This is a genomic window from Halomonas sp. TG39a, from assembly GCF_000744395.1.
Lineage (GTDB): Bacteria > Pseudomonadota > Gammaproteobacteria > Pseudomonadales > Halomonadaceae > Vreelandella > Vreelandella ventosae_B.
Genome location: NZ_JQLV01000001.1, coordinates 2,460,564 through 2,477,960 on the forward strand (window position 1 = coordinate 2,460,564; position 17,397 = coordinate 2,477,960).

Annotated in this window: 19 protein-coding genes; 7 read left to right on the top strand and 12 right to left on the bottom strand. The window is 55.1% G+C overall.

The window, feature by feature from the left end; all coding sequences use genetic code 11:
- Position 1 precedes the first annotated feature (1 nt).
- The 3 genes from U738_RS11015 (at position 2) to U738_RS11025 (ending at position 1,928) form a co-directional block, all read left to right on the top strand.
- Complete coding sequence (locus tag U738_RS11015; protein ID WP_035580264.1) at positions 2-442, top strand: ATP-dependent zinc protease family protein; 441 nt, start codon at positions 2-4, stop codon at positions 440-442.
- Between the two features lie 42 nt (positions 443-484).
- Positions 485-1,393 (top strand): 30S ribosomal protein S6--L-glutamate ligase, encoded by a 909-nt coding sequence (gene rimK / locus U738_RS11020; RefSeq protein ID WP_035580267.1) that lies wholly within the window; start codon positions 485-487, stop codon positions 1,391-1,393.
- Positions 1,394-1,481: 88 nt separating this feature from the next.
- Positions 1,482-1,928, top strand: coding sequence for a hypothetical protein (locus U738_RS11025; protein WP_035580270.1), 447 nt, complete (start codon positions 1,482-1,484; stop codon positions 1,926-1,928).
- Here the strand turns inward: U738_RS11025 and U738_RS11030 are convergent.
- The 7 genes from U738_RS11030 to U738_RS11060 form a co-directional block, all read right to left on the bottom strand.
- On the bottom strand, positions 1,925-2,647 hold the full coding sequence (locus tag U738_RS11030; RefSeq protein WP_035580273.1) for a SanA/YdcF family protein: 723 nt from the start codon (positions 2,645-2,647) through the stop codon (positions 1,925-1,927). The two genes, U738_RS11025 and U738_RS11030, sit on opposite strands and share 4 nt — an antisense overlap.
- Positions 2,648-2,665: 18 nt before the next feature.
- Positions 2,666-3,235, bottom strand: coding sequence for a putative Fe-S cluster assembly protein SufT (sufT, locus tag U738_RS11035; RefSeq protein WP_035580276.1), 570 nt, complete (start codon positions 3,233-3,235; stop codon positions 2,666-2,668).
- A gap of 36 nt (positions 3,236-3,271) precedes the next feature.
- Positions 3,272-4,567: a cysteine desulfurase gene (locus U738_RS11040; RefSeq protein ID WP_035580279.1), complete on the bottom strand. Its 1,296-nt coding sequence runs from the start codon at positions 4,565-4,567 to the stop codon at positions 3,272-3,274.
- Between the two features lie 26 nt (positions 4,568-4,593).
- Positions 4,594-5,934, bottom strand: a complete 1,341-nt coding sequence (gene sufD / locus U738_RS11045; protein ID WP_035580281.1) for a Fe-S cluster assembly protein SufD — start codon at positions 5,932-5,934, stop codon at positions 4,594-4,596.
- Positions 5,931-6,680 (bottom strand): Fe-S cluster assembly ATPase SufC, encoded by a 750-nt coding sequence (sufC, locus tag U738_RS11050; RefSeq protein WP_035580283.1) that lies wholly within the window; start codon positions 6,678-6,680, stop codon positions 5,931-5,933. The genes sufD and sufC overlap by 4 nt, the downstream gene beginning before the upstream one ends.
- Before the next feature lie 73 nt (positions 6,681-6,753).
- Positions 6,754-8,196: a Fe-S cluster assembly protein SufB gene (gene sufB / locus U738_RS11055; RefSeq protein WP_035580285.1), complete on the bottom strand. Its 1,443-nt coding sequence runs from the start codon at positions 8,194-8,196 to the stop codon at positions 6,754-6,756.
- A gap of 78 nt (positions 8,197-8,274) precedes the next feature.
- Complete coding sequence (locus U738_RS11060) at positions 8,275-8,739, bottom strand: SUF system Fe-S cluster assembly regulator (protein WP_035580287.1); 465 nt, start codon at positions 8,737-8,739, stop codon at positions 8,275-8,277.
- 295 nt (positions 8,740-9,034) lie between these two features.
- On the opposite strand from U738_RS11060, the gene U738_RS11065 reads away from it, so the two are divergent.
- Positions 9,035-9,235, top strand: a complete 201-nt coding sequence (locus U738_RS11065; RefSeq protein ID WP_035583474.1) for a putative motility protein — start codon at positions 9,035-9,037, stop codon at positions 9,233-9,235.
- A 73-nt stretch (positions 9,236-9,308) separates the two neighbouring features.
- On the opposite strand, the gene U738_RS11070 is transcribed toward U738_RS11065, so the two are convergent.
- The 3 genes from U738_RS11070 to U738_RS11080 form a co-directional block, all read right to left on the bottom strand.
- Positions 9,309-9,650 carry a zinc ribbon domain-containing protein YjdM gene (locus U738_RS11070; RefSeq protein WP_035580290.1) on the bottom strand — a complete coding sequence of 114 codons (342 nt, stop codon included), beginning with the start codon at positions 9,648-9,650 and terminating at the stop codon, positions 9,309-9,311.
- A gap of 101 nt (positions 9,651-9,751) precedes the next feature.
- The gene (locus U738_RS11075; protein ID WP_035580293.1) at positions 9,752-10,228 is read right to left on the bottom strand and encodes a YbhB/YbcL family Raf kinase inhibitor-like protein; all 477 of its coding nucleotides are present in this window, start codon (positions 10,226-10,228) and stop codon (positions 9,752-9,754) included.
- A gap of 43 nt (positions 10,229-10,271) precedes the next feature.
- On the bottom strand, positions 10,272-10,646 hold the full coding sequence (locus U738_RS11080) for a thiol-disulfide oxidoreductase DCC family protein (protein WP_035580296.1): 375 nt from the start codon (positions 10,644-10,646) through the stop codon (positions 10,272-10,274).
- 91 nt (positions 10,647-10,737) lie between these two features.
- On the opposite strand from U738_RS11080, the gene U738_RS11085 reads away from it, so the two are divergent.
- Complete coding sequence (locus U738_RS11085) at positions 10,738-11,214, top strand: flavodoxin family protein (RefSeq protein ID WP_035580299.1); 477 nt, start codon at positions 10,738-10,740, stop codon at positions 11,212-11,214.
- A 136-nt stretch (positions 11,215-11,350) separates the two neighbouring features.
- Positions 11,351-12,439, top strand: coding sequence for a histone deacetylase family protein (locus tag U738_RS11090; protein WP_035580302.1), 1,089 nt, complete (start codon positions 11,351-11,353; stop codon positions 12,437-12,439).
- A 97-nt stretch (positions 12,440-12,536) separates the two neighbouring features.
- Here U738_RS11090 and fadA read toward each other — a convergent pair whose 3' ends face one another.
- Together fadA and fadB are read right to left on the bottom strand one after the other, a co-directional pair.
- Positions 12,537-13,715 carry an acetyl-CoA C-acyltransferase FadA gene (fadA, locus tag U738_RS11095; protein ID WP_035580305.1) on the bottom strand — a complete coding sequence of 393 codons (1,179 nt, stop codon included), beginning with the start codon at positions 13,713-13,715 and terminating at the stop codon, positions 12,537-12,539.
- A gap of 24 nt (positions 13,716-13,739) precedes the next feature.
- Positions 13,740-15,938, bottom strand: coding sequence for a fatty acid oxidation complex subunit alpha FadB (fadB, locus tag U738_RS11100; protein ID WP_035583476.1), 2,199 nt, complete (start codon positions 15,936-15,938; stop codon positions 13,740-13,742).
- A gap of 234 nt (positions 15,939-16,172) precedes the next feature.
- Here fadB and U738_RS11105 point away from each other — a divergent pair, with 234 nt between their 5' ends.
- The gene (locus U738_RS11105; RefSeq protein WP_035580308.1) at positions 16,173-17,327 is read left to right on the top strand and encodes a DUF5924 family protein; all 1,155 of its coding nucleotides are present in this window, start codon (positions 16,173-16,175) and stop codon (positions 17,325-17,327) included.
- The last annotated feature ends 70 nt before the right edge of the window (positions 17,328-17,397 follow it).

The window sequence follows — 17,397 nt, forward strand, 5'->3', positions numbered from 1 at the left end:
CGTGAAGGAATTACCCTATCAGGCCAAAGCGGTCATTGGCCGCCGCGAGATGGTGACGCTACCTGAGCTAGGGCTTCACCTATGCTGCAAAGCAGACACCGGCGCACGCACTTCTGCGCTGCATGCAGAAGAGATAGAGACACATGAAGATGAACATGGTCAACTGTGGGTAAGTTTTATTACCCACAGTGGCGGCCCGGCAACGCCGGCCCACCGCTACAGTTTGCACTTGCATGATCGGCGCCGGGTCACCAGCTCCAACGGTCATAGCGAGTGGCGTTATGTGATACGTACTCCCATGCAGATGGGCGATTTGAATTTTCCTGTTGAACTGTCGCTTACTGACCGCAGCAATATGCGTCACCCGATGCTACTAGGACGCCGCGCCATGCGCCGCCTGCTGGTTGCTCCGGGTGCTGCATTTTTGCACGGTGAGCCTTAACCCCTTATTTAGTCGCCTTAATCTAGGCTCGGAGTCTTCTATATGCATATCGCTCTGCTGTCACGTAATCGCAATTTGTACTCTACCCGCCGCCTGGTTGAAGCCGCAGAGCAGCGTGGGCACACCGCTCGCGTGGTGGACACGCTGCGCTGCTATATGAGCATCACCTCGCACCACCCTTCGATTCACTATAAAGGCCAAGAGATTGAGCCTTTCGATGCGGTGATTCCGCGCATTGGTGCCTCCGTCACCTTTTACGGCTGCGCGCTGTTGCGTCAGTTTGAAATGATGGGCACCTACGTTATCAACGATAACGTCTCTATTACCCGCTCACGGGATAAGCTGCGCTCACTGCAGTTGCTGTCGCGCAAAGGGTTGGGGTTGCCGATTACCGGCTTTGCCCACTCCCCCGACGATATTCCTGATCTGATCACCATGGTCAAAGGAGCACCGCTGGTCATCAAGCTGCTTGAAGGCACCCAGGGGATTGGCGTGGTATTGGCGGAGACTAACCAGGCCGCAGAATCGGTGATTCAGGCGTTCATGGGCATGAAAGCCAATATCATGGTGCAGGAGTACATCAAAGAGGCGCGTGGCGCCGATATTCGCTGCTTTGTGATCGGCGATAAGGTCGTCGCCTCAATGAAGCGTCAGGCGGCGGATGGCGAGTTTCGCTCGAATCTTCACCGCGGTGGCTCCGCCAGCGTGATCCGGATCACCCCTGAAGAGCGTTCAACGGCTATTCGCGCCGCCAAGGCCATGGGCCTGCGCGTCGCCGGTGTCGACTTGCTACGCTCGAATCACGGCCCGGTGATAATGGAGGTCAATTCTTCGCCTGGTTTGTTCGGCATTGAGAACGCCACCGGCAAGGATATTGCGGGAATGATCATTGAACACATTGAAAGAAACGCCACGCCAGCCCGTAAAGCGCCGCCCAAGCCTAAAGGCTAAGGCAAGATTGCAAAAATAATCCGATTCAGGGGTGGCAAATCGTCGCTGTCACCCCCACAATCTGCGTCACCGAAGGAGGTAGACGCTCATGTTTCTCGATAATCGCCAAGTGGCGATGGACAGCGTATTGGAAGCGCTGGCCGATAGCATTGATTATTTCCAAGACAATATTGAACGCCTGCGCCCCTCGCTGCGTGACGCTTTAAAGCCGCATTACACAGCACGGCTTAAGCAGATGCGCCAGTTGCAGGATCTTGCCCGTGCGCATCTAAAAATGCTGCCCCGGGACGCGGACGTTGAGCGCGATGATTTTTTATGGCTGTGGAGTCGCCTAAAAAGCTTCGTCGGCAACGATAGCCAAGTATTGATCAATGAGCTATTGGAGCAAGAGCGGGTGTTAATGCAGGCCCTCTCCTCGCTGTATACCCACCCACTACCCGATCCGATCGAACCGGTGGTAGAAGAGTGTATGCAGGGGTGCCGTAAGCTTATCCGCGAGCTGTATGCGCTGCAAAAGCGCAAAACGCACCGTTAAGGGACTGCAAAGCGCTCGTTTAGTGAAGGCAGAATAAGATCGAAGGGCGCCCGCCTAGGTAACTCGATGGGCTCGGGCGTACCGAGAAAATAGGGCTCCCTCCCCCATACATAGAGATCTCCCAGGGTGGCCACACGCGCTGCCCATTCGCGCAGCTTTAAACGCCATCCCACCGTTACATTAGGGTCATCTGCCACGCAGCCAGTAACGTCGATACCTAGCTCACGACCAATATAGACCGCGCGGGGAAGATGCCAGCTCTGGGTGATCAGCAGGGCCTTGTCCAACTGAAAGACATCCCGGGCACGCGCCAGCGTGTCATAGGTACTAAAGCCTGCAAAATCCATGGTTAACTGCTCAGACGCGACCCCACGTCGATACAGCTCGCGCCACATTGCCCGTGGCTCGTTATACGCCTGGGTACGATTATCCCCTGAAAGCAACAGATGCTCGACCTGGGACTGTTCAATTAAGGTAGCAGCGGTTCGCATACGCGCATGGAAGTGCGGGTTTCGCCCCCCTCTGCGCGTCCAGTGAGACGTGCCAAAGACGATCCCCACTTCTGCCGGGCGACACTGCTGTGGCTGACGCTCAATATAAGCCGCAGTCGTCGCGAGAACCCAAAAATTACCACCTATAAACAGCAATGTCGCCAGCAGCAATAGTGCTCCTAGCGACATTAATAAACGCTTTAGCCATATTAACAAAACGTTATGCATCCAGCTCCCCAGCCGGGATTAGAACATGCCGAGTTCAAGCTTGGCCTCGTCACTCATCATGTCACGGCTCCAGGGTGGGCTGAAGACTATTTCGGTGTGCACTTTGCTGATCTGCGGCGCACCGAGAATCTTATTGCGCGCATCCGCCGCAATCACATCGCCCATCCCGCATCCTGGGGCCGTGAGCGTCATGCGAATAGTAACAAGCCGCTCGCCGCTGATAAGGCGCTCAATGCGGCAGCCGTAAACCAAGCCCAGGTCAACGATATTGACCGGGATCTCTGGGTCAAAGCAGGTACGTAGCTGTTCCCACACGAACTGTTCTATTTCTTCCTCGGTAGCCGTTTCTGGCAGCGTAGGACGTGGTAGCGACTCAAGCCCTAAAGCATCCAGGTTGCGCCCCTCTATCAAGTAGAGGCGCCCCTCAAAACCGACGCTTACCGTACTACCTTTCGCCTGCATAACGCTTACAACGCTATCCTCGGCCAATGTTTCCGTGCTACCAAACGGAATGGCAATAGCTTCCACATCGCGCTGGAGCGGTAACTGTTGGCCACGTTCGAGGCTGGCAACTTGCTCAAGATCCATAACTGTCCTTAAATGACGATTCTTAAAGAATCGACCTTAACGCACCATACCAATGACACGTTGGAGTGCTTCTACAAAGCGATCCACTTCATCGAGGGTATTATACGCCGCAAATGAAGCACGGCACGTCGCGTCTACCCCGAAATGATGCAACAAGGGCTGTGCGCAATGGTGGCCGGTACGAATAGCGACGCCGAGCTGATCGATCAGCAGGCCGATATCTTGCGCGTGAGCTCCCTCCACCACAAACGATAGTACCCCTGTTTTTTGCGGCGCGGTGCCTAAAATACGCAGACCATCGATTTGGCCAACGGCCTGGGTCGCGTGCTCAAGTAACTGCCCTTCCCAGCCACCAATGGCGGCGATACCGATGCTCTCCATCCACTCAATAGCTCGCCCTAAGGCGATCACTTCCGCAATAGCGGGCGTGCCCGCTTCAAACTTATGCGGAATAGCAGCAAAGGTGGTGCCCGCATCAAAAGAGACGGTGCTGATCATCTCGCCACCGCCCTGCCAGGGTGGCATGGCTTCAAGCAGTGCCTGCTTGCCGTAGAGCACGCCAACGCCTGTCGGCCCGTACACTTTGTGGCCAGAGAAGGCATAGAAGTCGGCATCAATGGCCTGCACATCGACCACTTGGTGAGGTGCTGCCTGAGCACCATCAATCAGAATCAGCGCACCCTGCTGATGGGCAAGGGTTGCCATCTCTTGCACCGGGTTAATGGTTCCCAGGGCATTAGAAACATGATTCACCGCCACCAGCTTAGTGCGCTCACTCAGCAGCGAGCGATAGGCAGCCATATCCAATGCGCCGTTGGCCTCAACGGGAATCACCTTAATGGTAAAGCCAATCTCGGCGGCCAGAAGTTGCCAGGGCACAATGTTGGAGTGGTGTTCAAGCATCGAAATCAGCACTTCATCACCGGGAGCAAGGTTTGTGCGCCCCCAGCTATGAACGACCAGATTTATCGCTTCCGTGGTGCCGCGGGTAAAGATGATCTGACGCGCATCTTCCGCATTAAGAAACGCCTTAACCTGTTGGCGCGTGCCTTCAAACGCCGCCGTCGCCTCATCGGCGAGGGTATGCAGCCCGCGGTGAATATTGGCGTTATAGCGCGAGTAGTAATCGCTAAACACGTCAATCACCTGCTGAGGTGTCTGGCTAGTGGCCGCATTGTCTAAATAGATCAGCGGCTTGCCGTGCACCTGACGAGCCAACACCGGAAAGTCCTGGCGCAGGCGCATAACATCAAAGGTCGCTTGCGTAGGGCTCTCTTGCAAAGAACTCGACTGCAAAGGGCTGTGCGTTGGCTCAATAACGGGATGTGACATCAGACGCTCCTGATTGGGTAGTGGCGCTAGTCGTTAAGTGAAACCGCCGCTTCGACAAGCCCGGCAAGGTTGAAGCGCTCTGGCAGCTTGCCAGCAACCGCTAATTCAACGCGCTCGGCAATCTCATCCAGAGTAACTTTGTCCAACACCTCGCCAGCAAAAGCGAGCGTGAGCAGCCCGCGGGCAGTGGCTTCATCGATACCGCGCGTACGCAGCGCGTAGATTGCCTCTTCGTCTAACTGACCCGTGGTGGTGCCGTGTGAGCACTTGACGTCATCCGCATAGATCTCAAGCTCCGGCTTGGCATCGATGTGGGCGCGATCCGATAGCAGCAGGTTTTGGTTACTCTGAAAGCCTTCAATCTTCTGACTATCACGCTTGACGTACACCTTGCCGTTAAACACCCCATGGGCGCGGTCATCCAGAATGCCCTTGTAGTTCTCGTTGGAGAACGTCAGCGGCGCATTGTGGTTTACCTTGGTGTGGTTGTCGACGTGCTGGCGACCCTGACCAAAGAACAGCCCCAGGAAGTTGGTTTCCGCACCCTGGCCATTCAAATCGCTGATCAGGTCGTTGCGCACCAGCGCGCCGCCCAGGCTCAGGTTGTAGGAGGTGTAGCGGGTATCGCGGGCTTGCTCCACGTGAATGCTAGCCACGTGCATATCGCCCAGCGGCGCTTCTTGCAGCTTGTAGTGGGCCAGGATCGCGCCACGGTCAAGCATCAGCTCGCCAACCACATTGGTGAAGTTAGTCGCTTCGCTTTCGCCGGTGTAATGCTCGATCAGCGTGGCCTCACTGCGGCCTCCCGCTTCTACCAGCACCCGCGGGTGACACATTACCGGCTGACCGGCACGGGACAGAAACTGCAGCAGGATGGGTTTCTCAACCACTGTTCCCGGGGCAATGCGAACCACGGCGCCCTCTTCCATAAAGGCAGTGTTTAGCGCCGCGAAGGGTGAGAAATCAACCCCGGTTAAACGCCCCAGCGGCCCACCCACGGCTTCGTGGTTCTCTGCTAGCGCCTTGGAGAGCGGTAACACCTGAACGCTTGACGGCAGTGAATCCACATCCGAGAGCGCCGATGAGAAAACGCCATCCACAAAGGTTAAGCGGTAAGCATCAATCGGCAGTGTTAGCGCCGCGGCACTGGCCTGGGAGAACTCAGCGTTGTCGGCGAGGGCAAAGTTTCCCTGGGCGATCGAGCGCACATCGGTGTATTTCCACTCTTCGTCACGACGAGTAGGAAAACCCAGCGCTTCAAAACGCGCAGCACCCGCTTGGCGACGCGCGGCGATCCAGGTGGGTTCCGCCGTGTAGTTCGAGCTGCGCGCCTTCAGCGTATCTAAAAAGGTTTGCGTATCGCTCATGCCACAGACTCCTCGATACCTTCGTACCCGTTGGCTTCCAGCTGTTTAGCCAGCTCGGCGTCGCCAGTTTTGACAATACGGCCATCGACCAGGACGTGAACTTTATCCGGCACGATGTAATCCAGCAGGCGCTGGTAGTGAGTGACCAACAGAATGGCGCGGTCTTCAGCGCGCAGGCTGTTAACGCCGTCGGCGACGATTTTCATGGCGTCGATATCCAGGCCGGAATCGATCTCATCCAGCATGGCAAGCTTCGGCTGAAGCACCAGCATTTGCAGGATCTCATTGCGCTTTTTCTCGCCGCCGGAGAAGCCTTCGTTAACGGCGCGCTGGAGGAAGCTGGCGTCCATTTTCATATAGCCCAGCTTCTCTTTGACCAGCTTCATAAACTCCGGTGCGGGCATTTCGCCTTCGCCGCGGGCTACCCGCTGGGCATTAAGCGCAGATTTCAGCAGGTAGATGTTTTTAACCCCTGGAATCTCCACCGGGTACTGGAAACCCAGCAGTAAGCCGGCCTGGGCGCGCTCTTCAATCTCCATCTCCAGCACGTCTTTGCCTTCAAAGGTAATCGTGCCCTGTGTGACTTCGTAGCCGTCTTTACCGGCAATCACCGCGGATAGAGTCGATTTACCCGCGCCGTTCGGCCCCATAATGGCGTGCACTTCACCCGCCTTGATGGTCAGGGTCAGGCCTTTGAGGATTTCATTACCTTCGACGGAGACGTGTAAATCATTCACTTGCAACATATTGATTACCTTCTGATTCTGGCGAGTCGCTACGGCGACACTACTGTAATTAAGTGGAATAAATGACCAGCGGTTAGCCGACTGCGCCTTCCAGGGTCACGTTGAGCAGCGCTTCGGCTTCAACGGCGAACTCCATGGGCAGCTCTTGGAAGACGTCTTTACAGAAACCGTTGACGATCATGCTGACAGCGTCCTCTTCCGAGATACCGCGGCTCTGGCAGTAGAACAACTGGTCTTCACCGATTTTCGAGGTGGTCGCCTCGTGCTCAATGGTCGCCGTGCTGTTACCAATTTCCTGATAAGGAAAGGTGTGCGCACCGCACTTATCACCGATTAGCAATGAGTCGCACTGGGTAAAGTTACGCGCCCCTTTGGCCCGCGGGCCAATTTTCACCAGGCCACGGTAGGACTGGTCACTCCTACCCGCTGAGATACCTTTGGCGACGATATACGAACGCGTACCTTCGCCAATGTGAATCATCTTGGTGCCGGTATCGGCCTGCTGGCGACCATTGGTAACGGCGACGGAGTAGAACTCGCCGATACTGTCTTTGCCGCGGAGTACGCAGGAGGGGTACTTCCAGGTAATCGCCGAGCCGGTTTCTACCTGGGTCCAGCTAATCCGTGAACGGTCGCCGCGGCAGTCGCCACGTTTGGTGACGAAGTTATAGATACCGCCGACGCCATTTTCGTCACCGGGGTACCAGTTCTGCACGGTGGAGTATTTGATATAAGCATCATCCAGCGCCACAAGCTCTACCACGGCGGCGTGGAGCTGGTTCTCATCGCGCATCGGCGCGGTACAGCCTTCCAGGTAAGAGACCTGGGCACGGCTTTCACAAATAATCAGCGTGCGCTCAAACTGGCCGGTGTTGGCCGCGTTAATCCGGAAGTACGTAGACAGCTCCATCGGGCAAGTCACGCCTTCCGGCACAAACACAAAGGAGCCATCGGTGAACACCGCAGAGTTCAGCGCGGCAAAGTAATTATCTGCCACGGGAACCACGGTGCCCAAATACTGTTTGATCAGCTCTGGGTAGTCGCGGATAGCTTCAGAAATCGAGCAGAAAATAACACCCGCTTCGCCCAGCTGTTTTTTGAAGGTGGTCGCTACCGACACCGAGTCAAATACCGCATCGACCGCGACACCCGCCAGCGCGGCGCGCTCGTGCAGCGGGATACCCAGCTTCTCATAGGTTTCCAGCAGCTTGGGGTCCACTTCATCCAGGCTCTGAGGACGATCTTCCGGGCGTTTCGGCGCACTAAAATAGGAGATCGATTGGTAATCGATCGGCGGATAGTCAAGATGCGCCCAGGAAGGGGCTTTCATCTTCAGCCACTGGCGGTAGGCATCCAGACGCCACTCCAGCATCCACTCCGGCTCACCCTTCTTTTTGGAGATAAAGGCGATGGTGTTTTCATCCAGGCCAGGTGGCAGGGTGTCGCTCTCAATATCGGTTACAAAGCCATCTTTGTATTCGCGACGAACCAACTGTTCCATTTCTTCGCTTGCCATGGTGATACCCTCCGGGCAGTTGGGTGGCGAGGTCATCGCCTTTAATAATAAATTAGGCCTGCTGTGCTTACGCTGCTGTTAGGCAGACGCTGCCGACAGGCTGATCGTTTGAATAGGCAGTTGCACCGGCAGCTTAATCGGCGCTGTATCGGCTAAATGCGCTAACGTCACACTTTCAAGCAGCGTGCGCATGGCCAATGAGACCCGCTGCCAGTTGTCGGCCACACCGCAGGTAGCCACAAGCTCACAATCGCCTTCTGCTTGGCTGCACTCGGTCATGGCGACAGGGCCTTCAATTGCCGCAATAATATCGGCGGCGGTAATCTGTGATGCGGGCCGGGCAAGGCGGTAACCGCCTTGGGCGCCACGCTGGGAAACCAGCAGCCCTGCCCGCACCAGCATTTTGAGCGTTTTACTCACCGTCGGATGGGGCAACTGCACGGCCTCAGCTAACTCTGTCGCTGCATGCGACGCCTGGGGGTGGCGGGCAATTTGCGCCATGACCACCGCGGCATAGTCTGTCAGCCGAGAAAGCTTAAGCATGTCGACTCCCTTTATGTCATCAGTACGCCGCTAACCATATGGTCGCCACGTCAATTGAGTACCATTTTAGTCCTGTATAAATTTGATGTGAAGCCCTTGAGCAAAATGGATAACAATTTACGCAAAATAACAGCACGTTCGCCGCTGATCACATCAAAAACAGCAATCATTATCATTTAGAAAAGCTATTACCTCTGCATCTGCTGCTTTGCATTGATTAGCCGTCTCTGCTAGTTTCAAGGCGTATTAGATGCCCCTACTGTGTGAGGCATCGAGATATTTGGAGAAGCAGACTATGGATGCAGCAGTCAACAACATGGTAAACGCAACGCTGGATATGAGGCAGGCACAAGCCATCCAAGAGGCTCAGTTCGGCGTTTTTAAAGAGGCGTTAGACGGACAAGCAGCGCAGATAACGGCACTAATGGACGGCGCCATGGAGGCACAGTTGGCCACCAGTGGCAGCGTTGGCACGCAGATTAATACCACTGCGTAACTAATTGACGGTAGATAAGCAAATAGCCCCTGACTAACGCCAGAGGGCTTTTTTTTGGCTATCGGTAGTCGTTTTAAGCTTTTTTAACAAACTCGGATTTAAGCTTCATTGGGCCGATACCATCAATCTTGCAGTCGATATCGTGATCGCCGTCCACCAAGCGGATACTTTTCACTTTGGTGCCCACTTTGACCACCAGTGAACTGCCTTTAACCTTCAAATCCTTAATCACCGTGACGCTATCGCCGTCAGCTAACATATTGCCATTGGCGTCGCGTACGCCTGATGCGTCATCAGCGCCCTCCTCTTCTGCCACCTTTGACCACTCGTGGCCGCACTCTGGGCAGACATACTGCAATCCATCGTCGTAGCTAAACTCAGAGGCACAGGCAGGACAGTTAGGCAGATCACTCATCAGACGGCTCCATCACATGGCTATTAAATAAGACTAATACAAGGTCTAAGAAAGCGATGGAGCCTACACGGGTTACGCAAAATGTCCAGCCAGAGGCTAGATCAATCGCGCTGATAAGTGCCAACCAAACGGTTCATGCCCAGCAGGTGAGGCTCTACCTCTTTGAGCAGTTCAGCCAGCGTAAGTCCTTCAGGCAGCGAGGTTTGGTGATCCAGCGCCAGCACCCAAAAATAATAAAGGTGCTTACCGTGCCCTTCTGGCGGCATCGGGCCACAATAACCTGTACCGCCTTTATCATTAGCGCCAACGGTGCCCGCAGCGCTCTTTTCGGTTAATTCATGAAGATCGCCAGGCAGGTTATAAAGCACCCAGTGGACAAAGCCGTAGCTGCCTTCCTTGACCAGCGGTGCGTCAGGATCGTGACAGATCACCGCAAATCCCTTGGTTCCTTCAGGCGCGCCCTGCCAAGCAAGCACTGGCGAAACATCTTCACCTTCCCCGGTATGCTTGGAGGGGATCGCTTGATGGTCGGCAAACGCCGAGCTGGTAACCTGCATTGATGAAAGTGCAAATGCCATGCTTTATCTCCTTGGTTTATTTGATGCGTCTTTCGCACCCAGTCTAGCAACTCCACCGGCCTTGTTTCTTCAAGCGGCGCTTAACCCAGACGTCATAAAGCGCTCGCAGTCCTGATTTAATTCCCGGCAGGCCAATGATCCAGGCGACCGGCACCAGTAAAGGGATACGCGCCATTAACAGGCGGTAAGCATCGATACCCTCAATCAGTTGGCCTTGCGCGGTTTCGACATGTAGAGATCGCAGCGCTGTATCAGAGTCAACGCCCTTTTCCCTCAACGCCTGATGATGTTCGCTCACATCTAGCCAGCCAATGTCATCTGCGTGGCGGCCCGACCAGCGCTCATAGCGTCGCCGCTCTTGCCGGCACAGCGGGCACTGGGCATCGTAAAAGACATTGATCGATGGCTCATTGGGCATATAGGCTCTCTACTTAGCGTCACTGAAGCAGTGTGGCATTTTCAACGTTGGGTGCAACCTTTCTGATATTGACCGCTTATAGGCAACTGTTATGACATCTGAGTTCAAAAAACAGCTATTGGTTGTGGCCCACGCCCCTTCAGCAAATACGCAATCTCTACGCGAGGCTGCGAACAGAGGCGCTTGCCATCCTGATCTCGAACAGATGCATTGCGTGGTCAAGGCTCCCTTGGAAGCACGCCCAGACGATGTGCTGGCCTGCGATGCCATTCTGCTCGGCACTACGGAAAACCTGGGCTATATGAGCGGCGCGCTCAAGGATTTTTTTGATCGCAGCTACTACTCTGTGCTTGAAGAGAAGCAGGGACTGCCCTGCGCGCTTTATATCCGCGCCGGCCATGATGGCACTGGCACCCAGCGCGCAGTGGAAAGCATCATTACGGGCCTGCGCTGGCGGTGGGTACAGCCACCGCTCATTTTGCTCGGCGAGTGGCAGCCTTCGTTTGCAGATCAAGTAGAAGAACTCAGTATGACCCTGGCGTTTAGTGTTGAGAGTGGCATTGTTTGAAATGTGACATTGTATAACGCTGCCTAGCCTGCCTTACTGTAGCTAAGCATTTTCGTGCCCATTGTGCGATTAAAAGACGGCAGCGCCTTGCTTACATTACTGCGGTGACTCAACGCACATACACTAGGTAGCCATTATGCATAACGTCATTGCCTTCTATGATGATCGCGTTCTCGCTCACGAGCCCAACATTGATGCCGACTTTTTACCCCAACGGATCGATAAGCGCATTCGACACCTGCTGGCAGGGCTCCCGGTGCCGTGGAAATATCCCGAACATCCCGGTCGTTTGAAAGCCATTCAACAACTGCTCGAGCGAGCACCCATTGCGGGGCTTCAAACTGAAGGGGGCAAAGCGGCCACCCATGAACAACTCGCCCGGGTGCATACCACCTCTTATCTAAGCGATATTTTCAGTTTGCGCGGCAAAAATGCCTGGCTGGATGTCGACACCACGGCGGTCTCACCGGGCAGCGTAGATGCTGCAGAAGTCGCCGCAGGAACGGCCATTGCCGCGGTAGAAGCGGTGATGGAGAAGCGCGCTAAAAGCGCCTTTGCCCTGGTACGCCCACCGGGCCACCACGCGGAACCCGTGCGTGCTCGTGGCTTCTGCTTATTCAATAACGTTGCGGTGGCAGCGGCCCATGCACGCAGCGCGCTGGGCTGTGAACGAGTACTGATCGTCGATTGGGACGCCCACCACGGCAACGGCACCCAGGATATCTTTTGGGCAGAGCCCGACGTGATGTTCTTTGATATACACCGCGCCGCGCCCTTCTACCCTGGCTCAGGGCACTTGGAAGAGGTGGGCGCTGGTTTAGCTGAAGGCACCACCATCAACGTACCGTTACCGGCGGGCGCTGGCGATGAGGCATTTCTAAAGGCATTTCGCGATATTCTCGCCCCGGCCGCGGCGTGGTTTAAGCCCGATATTATTTTAGTTTCCGCCGGCTTTGACCCGCACTGGCACGATTTAGCGCTGAATGTTTCCTATGAAGGATTTGGCGCGCTAACCGGTTTTTTACAGCAGCTAGCTGAACAGCATTGCGATGGTCGTTTGGTGTTTGTATTAGAGGGCGGCTACAACCTGGAGTCCCTGGCCAACGGCACCAGAGCAGTACTCTCCGTGCTAGCAGGCAACACTGTTCCAGTCCCTGATACCTGCGGCATTGCGGAAGTCCAAGCCGCGGCAGATTTCCACCGCACGGCGTTTCAATCTGAATAGCGTTTTTCTGAATAAAAGGTTTGCTAATAAAAACGGCACCTCGCGGTGTGAGGTGCCGTTTTGTAGTGTCGAATTGAAGCAATGAAGAGCGCGGTGGTTATTTCAAACGTTCAAACACCGTCGCAACGCCCTGCCCCATACCAATGCACATGGTCGCCAAGCCCAGGGTGGTATCGCGCTGCTGCATCACGTTAAGCAGCGTGGTGCAGATACGTGAGCCCGAGCAGCCCAGCGGGTGACCTAGGGCAATCGCGCCGCCGTTCAGGTTCACTTTGTCATCCATTGCATCCAGGAAGCCGAGATCTTTCAGCACCGGGATACCCTGAGCGGCAAAAGCTTCGTTGAGCTCAACGGTTTGAATATCCGCCGCGGAGAGGCCGGCGATTTTCAGCGCTTTTTTAGACGCGGGCACCGGGCCATAGCCCATGATGGACGCATCGCAGCCTGCCACGCCGGTAGAGAGCACTTTCGCAATGGGCTCTAGGCCGAGTGCTTGAGCGCGCTCGTAGCTCATCACCGCCATCGCCGAGGCGCCCACAGAGAGCGCCGAGGAGGTGCCCGCCGTGACAGTACCGTTGCGCGGATCAAACACCGGCTTCAGATTCGCCATGGATTCAAGGGTGGAGTCGCCACGAATAACCTCGTCGCGTTGAACCATGACTCTAAAGCCGCGCTGGTCGTGGCCTTCGACACCGATAATTTCGTTATCGAAGTAGCCCTTCTCCATCGCCGCCTGGGCGCGCTGGTGAGAGCGCACGCCGAATTTGTCCTGCTCTTCCCGGGAAACGCCGTGCATCTTACCCAGAAGCTCGGCGGTCAGGCCCATCATCATCGCCGCTTTGGCCGCATACTTGCTAGCCGCCGGGTTTACATCAACGCCGTGGGCCATGGGTACGTGCTCCATGTGCTCCACACCGCCGATGATAAAGAAGTCGCCCATGCCCGCTTTGATATTGGCAGCGGCGATATGCAGCGCCGTCATCGAAGAGCCACACAAACGGTTAACGGTTTGTGCGGGTACCGAGCGGGGAATGCCGGTCATAATGGCCGCGTTGCGGGCAATATTCATCGACTGCTCAAGCGTCTGGTTCACACAGCCCCAGATCACATCATCGACTTCAGAAGGATCTAGATTAGGATTACGAGCAAACAGCGCCTGCATAGCCGCAGCAGAAAGGTTCTCAGCACGAACGTTGCGGAAAGCGCCGTTTTTGGCTTTCGCCATGGCGGTACGTACACCGTCTACCACCACAATATCTCTCGGATTCAAACTCATCATATTTCTCCTGTGCGTGGTGGTTTAGGCTTGATTGGCAGACTTAGCGTCAGACTGATTGCCTGGATAGAATTGCTCGTTGTTCTGAGCCATCTGACGCAGCTTATCGGTGGGCGCGTAAAGCGGCCCCAACTCGTCGGCCAAGCCTTCAGCCAGCTTGACGAACTCCGCCACGCCCATGGCGTCGATGTAGCGCAGCGCACCACCGCGGAACGGTGGGAAGCCAATGCCGTAAATCAACGCCATATCCGCCTCAGCTGGCGTGGCCACGATGCCATCTTCCAAACAGCGCACGGTTTCCAAGCAGAGTGGTACCATCATGCGAGCGATAATATCCTCGTCGGAAAACTCTTTATGCTCTTTCACCACCTCTTTAACCAAGGCGTAAGCCGCTTCGTCGGTGACTTTCTTCGGCTTACCCTTTTTGTCCTCTTCGTAGGCGTAGAAGCCCTTGTCGTTCTTCTGGCCTAAACGATCATTGTCGTACATGACCTGAATGGCGGTTTTACCGTCGCGAGCCATACGATCAGGGAAGCCTTCAGCCATTACTTCGTTGGCATGAACAGCGGTGTCTAAACCGACCACATCCAGCAAGTAGGCCGGGCCCATGGGCCAGCCGAACTTCTCCATCACTTTATCGACGCGCTGAAAGTCCGCGCCTTGCTCAACTAAGAAACTAAAGCCACCAAAGTAAGGGAACAGTACCCGATTGACCAAGAAGCCGGGGCAGTCGTTAACCACGATCGGGGTTTTACCCATTGCCCGCGCGTAGGCCACGGTAGCGGCAACGGCGGCATCCGAGGTTTTCTCGCCACGAATCACTTCCACCAGCGGCATACGGTGCACGGGGTTAAAGAAGTGCATGCCACAGAAGTTTTCCGGCCGCTTGAGGTTCTGCGCCAAGCGGTTAATGGAAATCGTCGAGGTGTTAGAGGTCAGAATAGTGTTGTCGCTCACCTTCTCTTCCACTTCCGCTAACACAGCGCCTTTAACCTTGGGATTTTCAACCACCGCTTCGACGACGAGATCAACATTGCCAAAATCGCCGTAAGAGAGCGTTGGGCGAATATTGCTGAGTTTTTCAGCCATTTGCTCAGTGGTCAGCTTGTTGCGCTCTACCTGCTTGGCAAATAGCTTACGGGCTTCTTTAAGCCCCAGTTCGATGGCGTCGTCCTTGATATCTTTCATCAGAATCGGCGTGCCTTTAGAGGCACTCTGATAAGCGATACCGCCGCCCATAATGCCTGCGCCCAGCACAGCCGTTTGCTTAACTGGCTGCGCCTGCTTCTCATACTTGCTGGCTTTCTTCTTGACCACTTGGTCGTTGAGGAACAGGCCCACCAAGTTAAACGCTACGCTGCTTAGCGCCAGTTTGGCGAAAGCTTTGGCTTCAATCGCCTGGGCACGGCCACGCTCTTCACCTGCGCCTTTTTGGATCACTTTGATCGCTTCAACCGGCGCCGGATAATGGGGCCCCGCTTTACCGGCGACATAACCTTTAGCGGTTTCAAAAGCCATCATCTGCTCAATGGGGTTGAGCTTCAGCGGGCTGGTCTTTTCAGCGCGACGAGCTTGATAATCCAGCTCACCAGCGTTGGCACGATCCAGAATATCCAGCGCGGCCTCTTCCAGCTGTTCGGCCGTCACCACCGCATCCACGGCACCTACTTTTAGCGCGGCATCGGCGCGGTTTTCGGTGCCACCGGCAATCCACTCGATGGCATTGTCGGCGCCGATAATACGCGGCAGGCGAACACAGCCACCCCAACCGGGCAGAATGCCGAGTTTGGTTTCTGGCAGGCCGATCTTGGTTTTCTCGCCCATCACACGAAAATCGGTGGTCAGCAATACTTCACAGCCACCACCCAGCGCCAATCCATTAATCGCCGTAACAGTGGGGAACGGCAGATCTTCGATAGCGTTAAAGATAGCGTGTACCTTGAGGTTCATCTCCTCCAGGTAGGCTTCGCCTTTATCAAACAGGCTGTGAAATTCGGTGATATCGGCGCCCACGATAAACACATCTTTCCCGCTAGCAATCAGCAAGCCTTTTAAGCCGTTTTCAGCTTGAATGGCCTTCACCGCCTCATCCAGCTCTGCTATCACAGCGCTGGAGAGCTTATTAACGGACTCATCTTTCAGATCGAAAGTGAGCATTGCGATATCATTGCCACTCGGGGTGTCACGACGTGTCACCGTGATGGCGTTGCCTTGATAAATCATCCGCGCTCTCTCCACATTTTCGGGCTGGCTCTGAAAAGAGAACCCGCCACGTTTTTTCATACGGCTTCTATAGACTTTCATACGGTCGTTTGATTGCCTTAGCTTGGTTGAGTTGCCAGGCAACGTCAAGCCCAGACTTTTGGCTAATTTACCCATCTAGTGAGACCAGCACTCCCCTGTGTGCGTTCATACTGCTAGGATCACGCTTCTTTTAATTTTGTAGGTTACCTTGTTATGGGCACACTGCTCACGCCATCGCGCATTGAGGCCGTTCAGCGGCGTATTGAAAGCATTGTCGAACGGCTAAAGCCGTGGAGCTGGATGTGGCCGCCCATGGCGTTCACTGCCGGTTTAGGTAGCTTCTTTCTGGTCGATCGCCAGCAGTGGTTAGGCGCTGCGTTAGCGCTGGGATTACTGTTCGCCTGGACACTACTGCTTTCCGAAAGTTTGATCAGCCGCTGGTTGTCGCGACGTGGACATCCCACACCCCCGCGTGGCGTGACCACCTTTATTGCTCAAATGATTCACCAGGAAACACTTTTCTTCACGCTGCCGTTTATTTTAGTCACCACCGTGTGGAATAGCGGACAGACGCTGTTTGCGTTGCTGGTCGGCGGCATGGCGATCCTGTCGATTATCGATCCGCTCTATTTCAAGGTCGCGGAGCGTTGGCGCAGTCTATATTTCGTCTTTCATGCCCAGTGCGTTTTCCTGGTACTGCTGGTCACGCTACCCATCATGGTGCATCTCACCACTGGCCAAAGTCTGCTACTGGCCCTGGGAATCACCATTTTGGTAGCCCTGCCAAGCTTTTGGCACTTGCTTAAGCAGCGCTCGCTCAAACGCTGGTGCGCTTTTTTTGTATTGACGCTGCTACTTGCCTATGGCGCTTGGCTTGGACGTATCTGGGTCCCACCCGCCAGCCTATGGATGACCAGCAGCGCGCTGTCTCCCGGTTTTGATGTGGAACAGCGTCTACCTCAGGGCTCTATGGCATTAACACCGCAAGCGATTAGCGAGAATGGCCTTTATGTTTATACCGCTATTCGGGCACCACGCGGCTTAAGTGAAACCATTACCCATGCTTGGCATCATAATGGTGAGGAAATGGACGTTGTGGAGCTTAATATCGATGGTGGCCGCGAGCAGGGCTATCGCGCGTGGAGTCATAAACAAAACTTTCCTGAAGACCCTACTGGGGATTGGCGCATCGACATCATGACGGGGACTGGCCAGCGCTTAGGGTTGATACGTTTTGAGGTGTCAGCAGATCCTCAGCACGCTTCACTGGCAGATGGCGAAATAAGCGCCAGTGGCCTAAGTGGATTAAACTTACGGCGATTTATACCGGGTCGCTCTAATGATGAAGAAGCGCGTCCGGAAGATTGAGGGGTTAAGCACCTTGCATTCAGCGGCGCAGCTTATGACAATTCCTATACTCACACTTATTGGCAGCTAG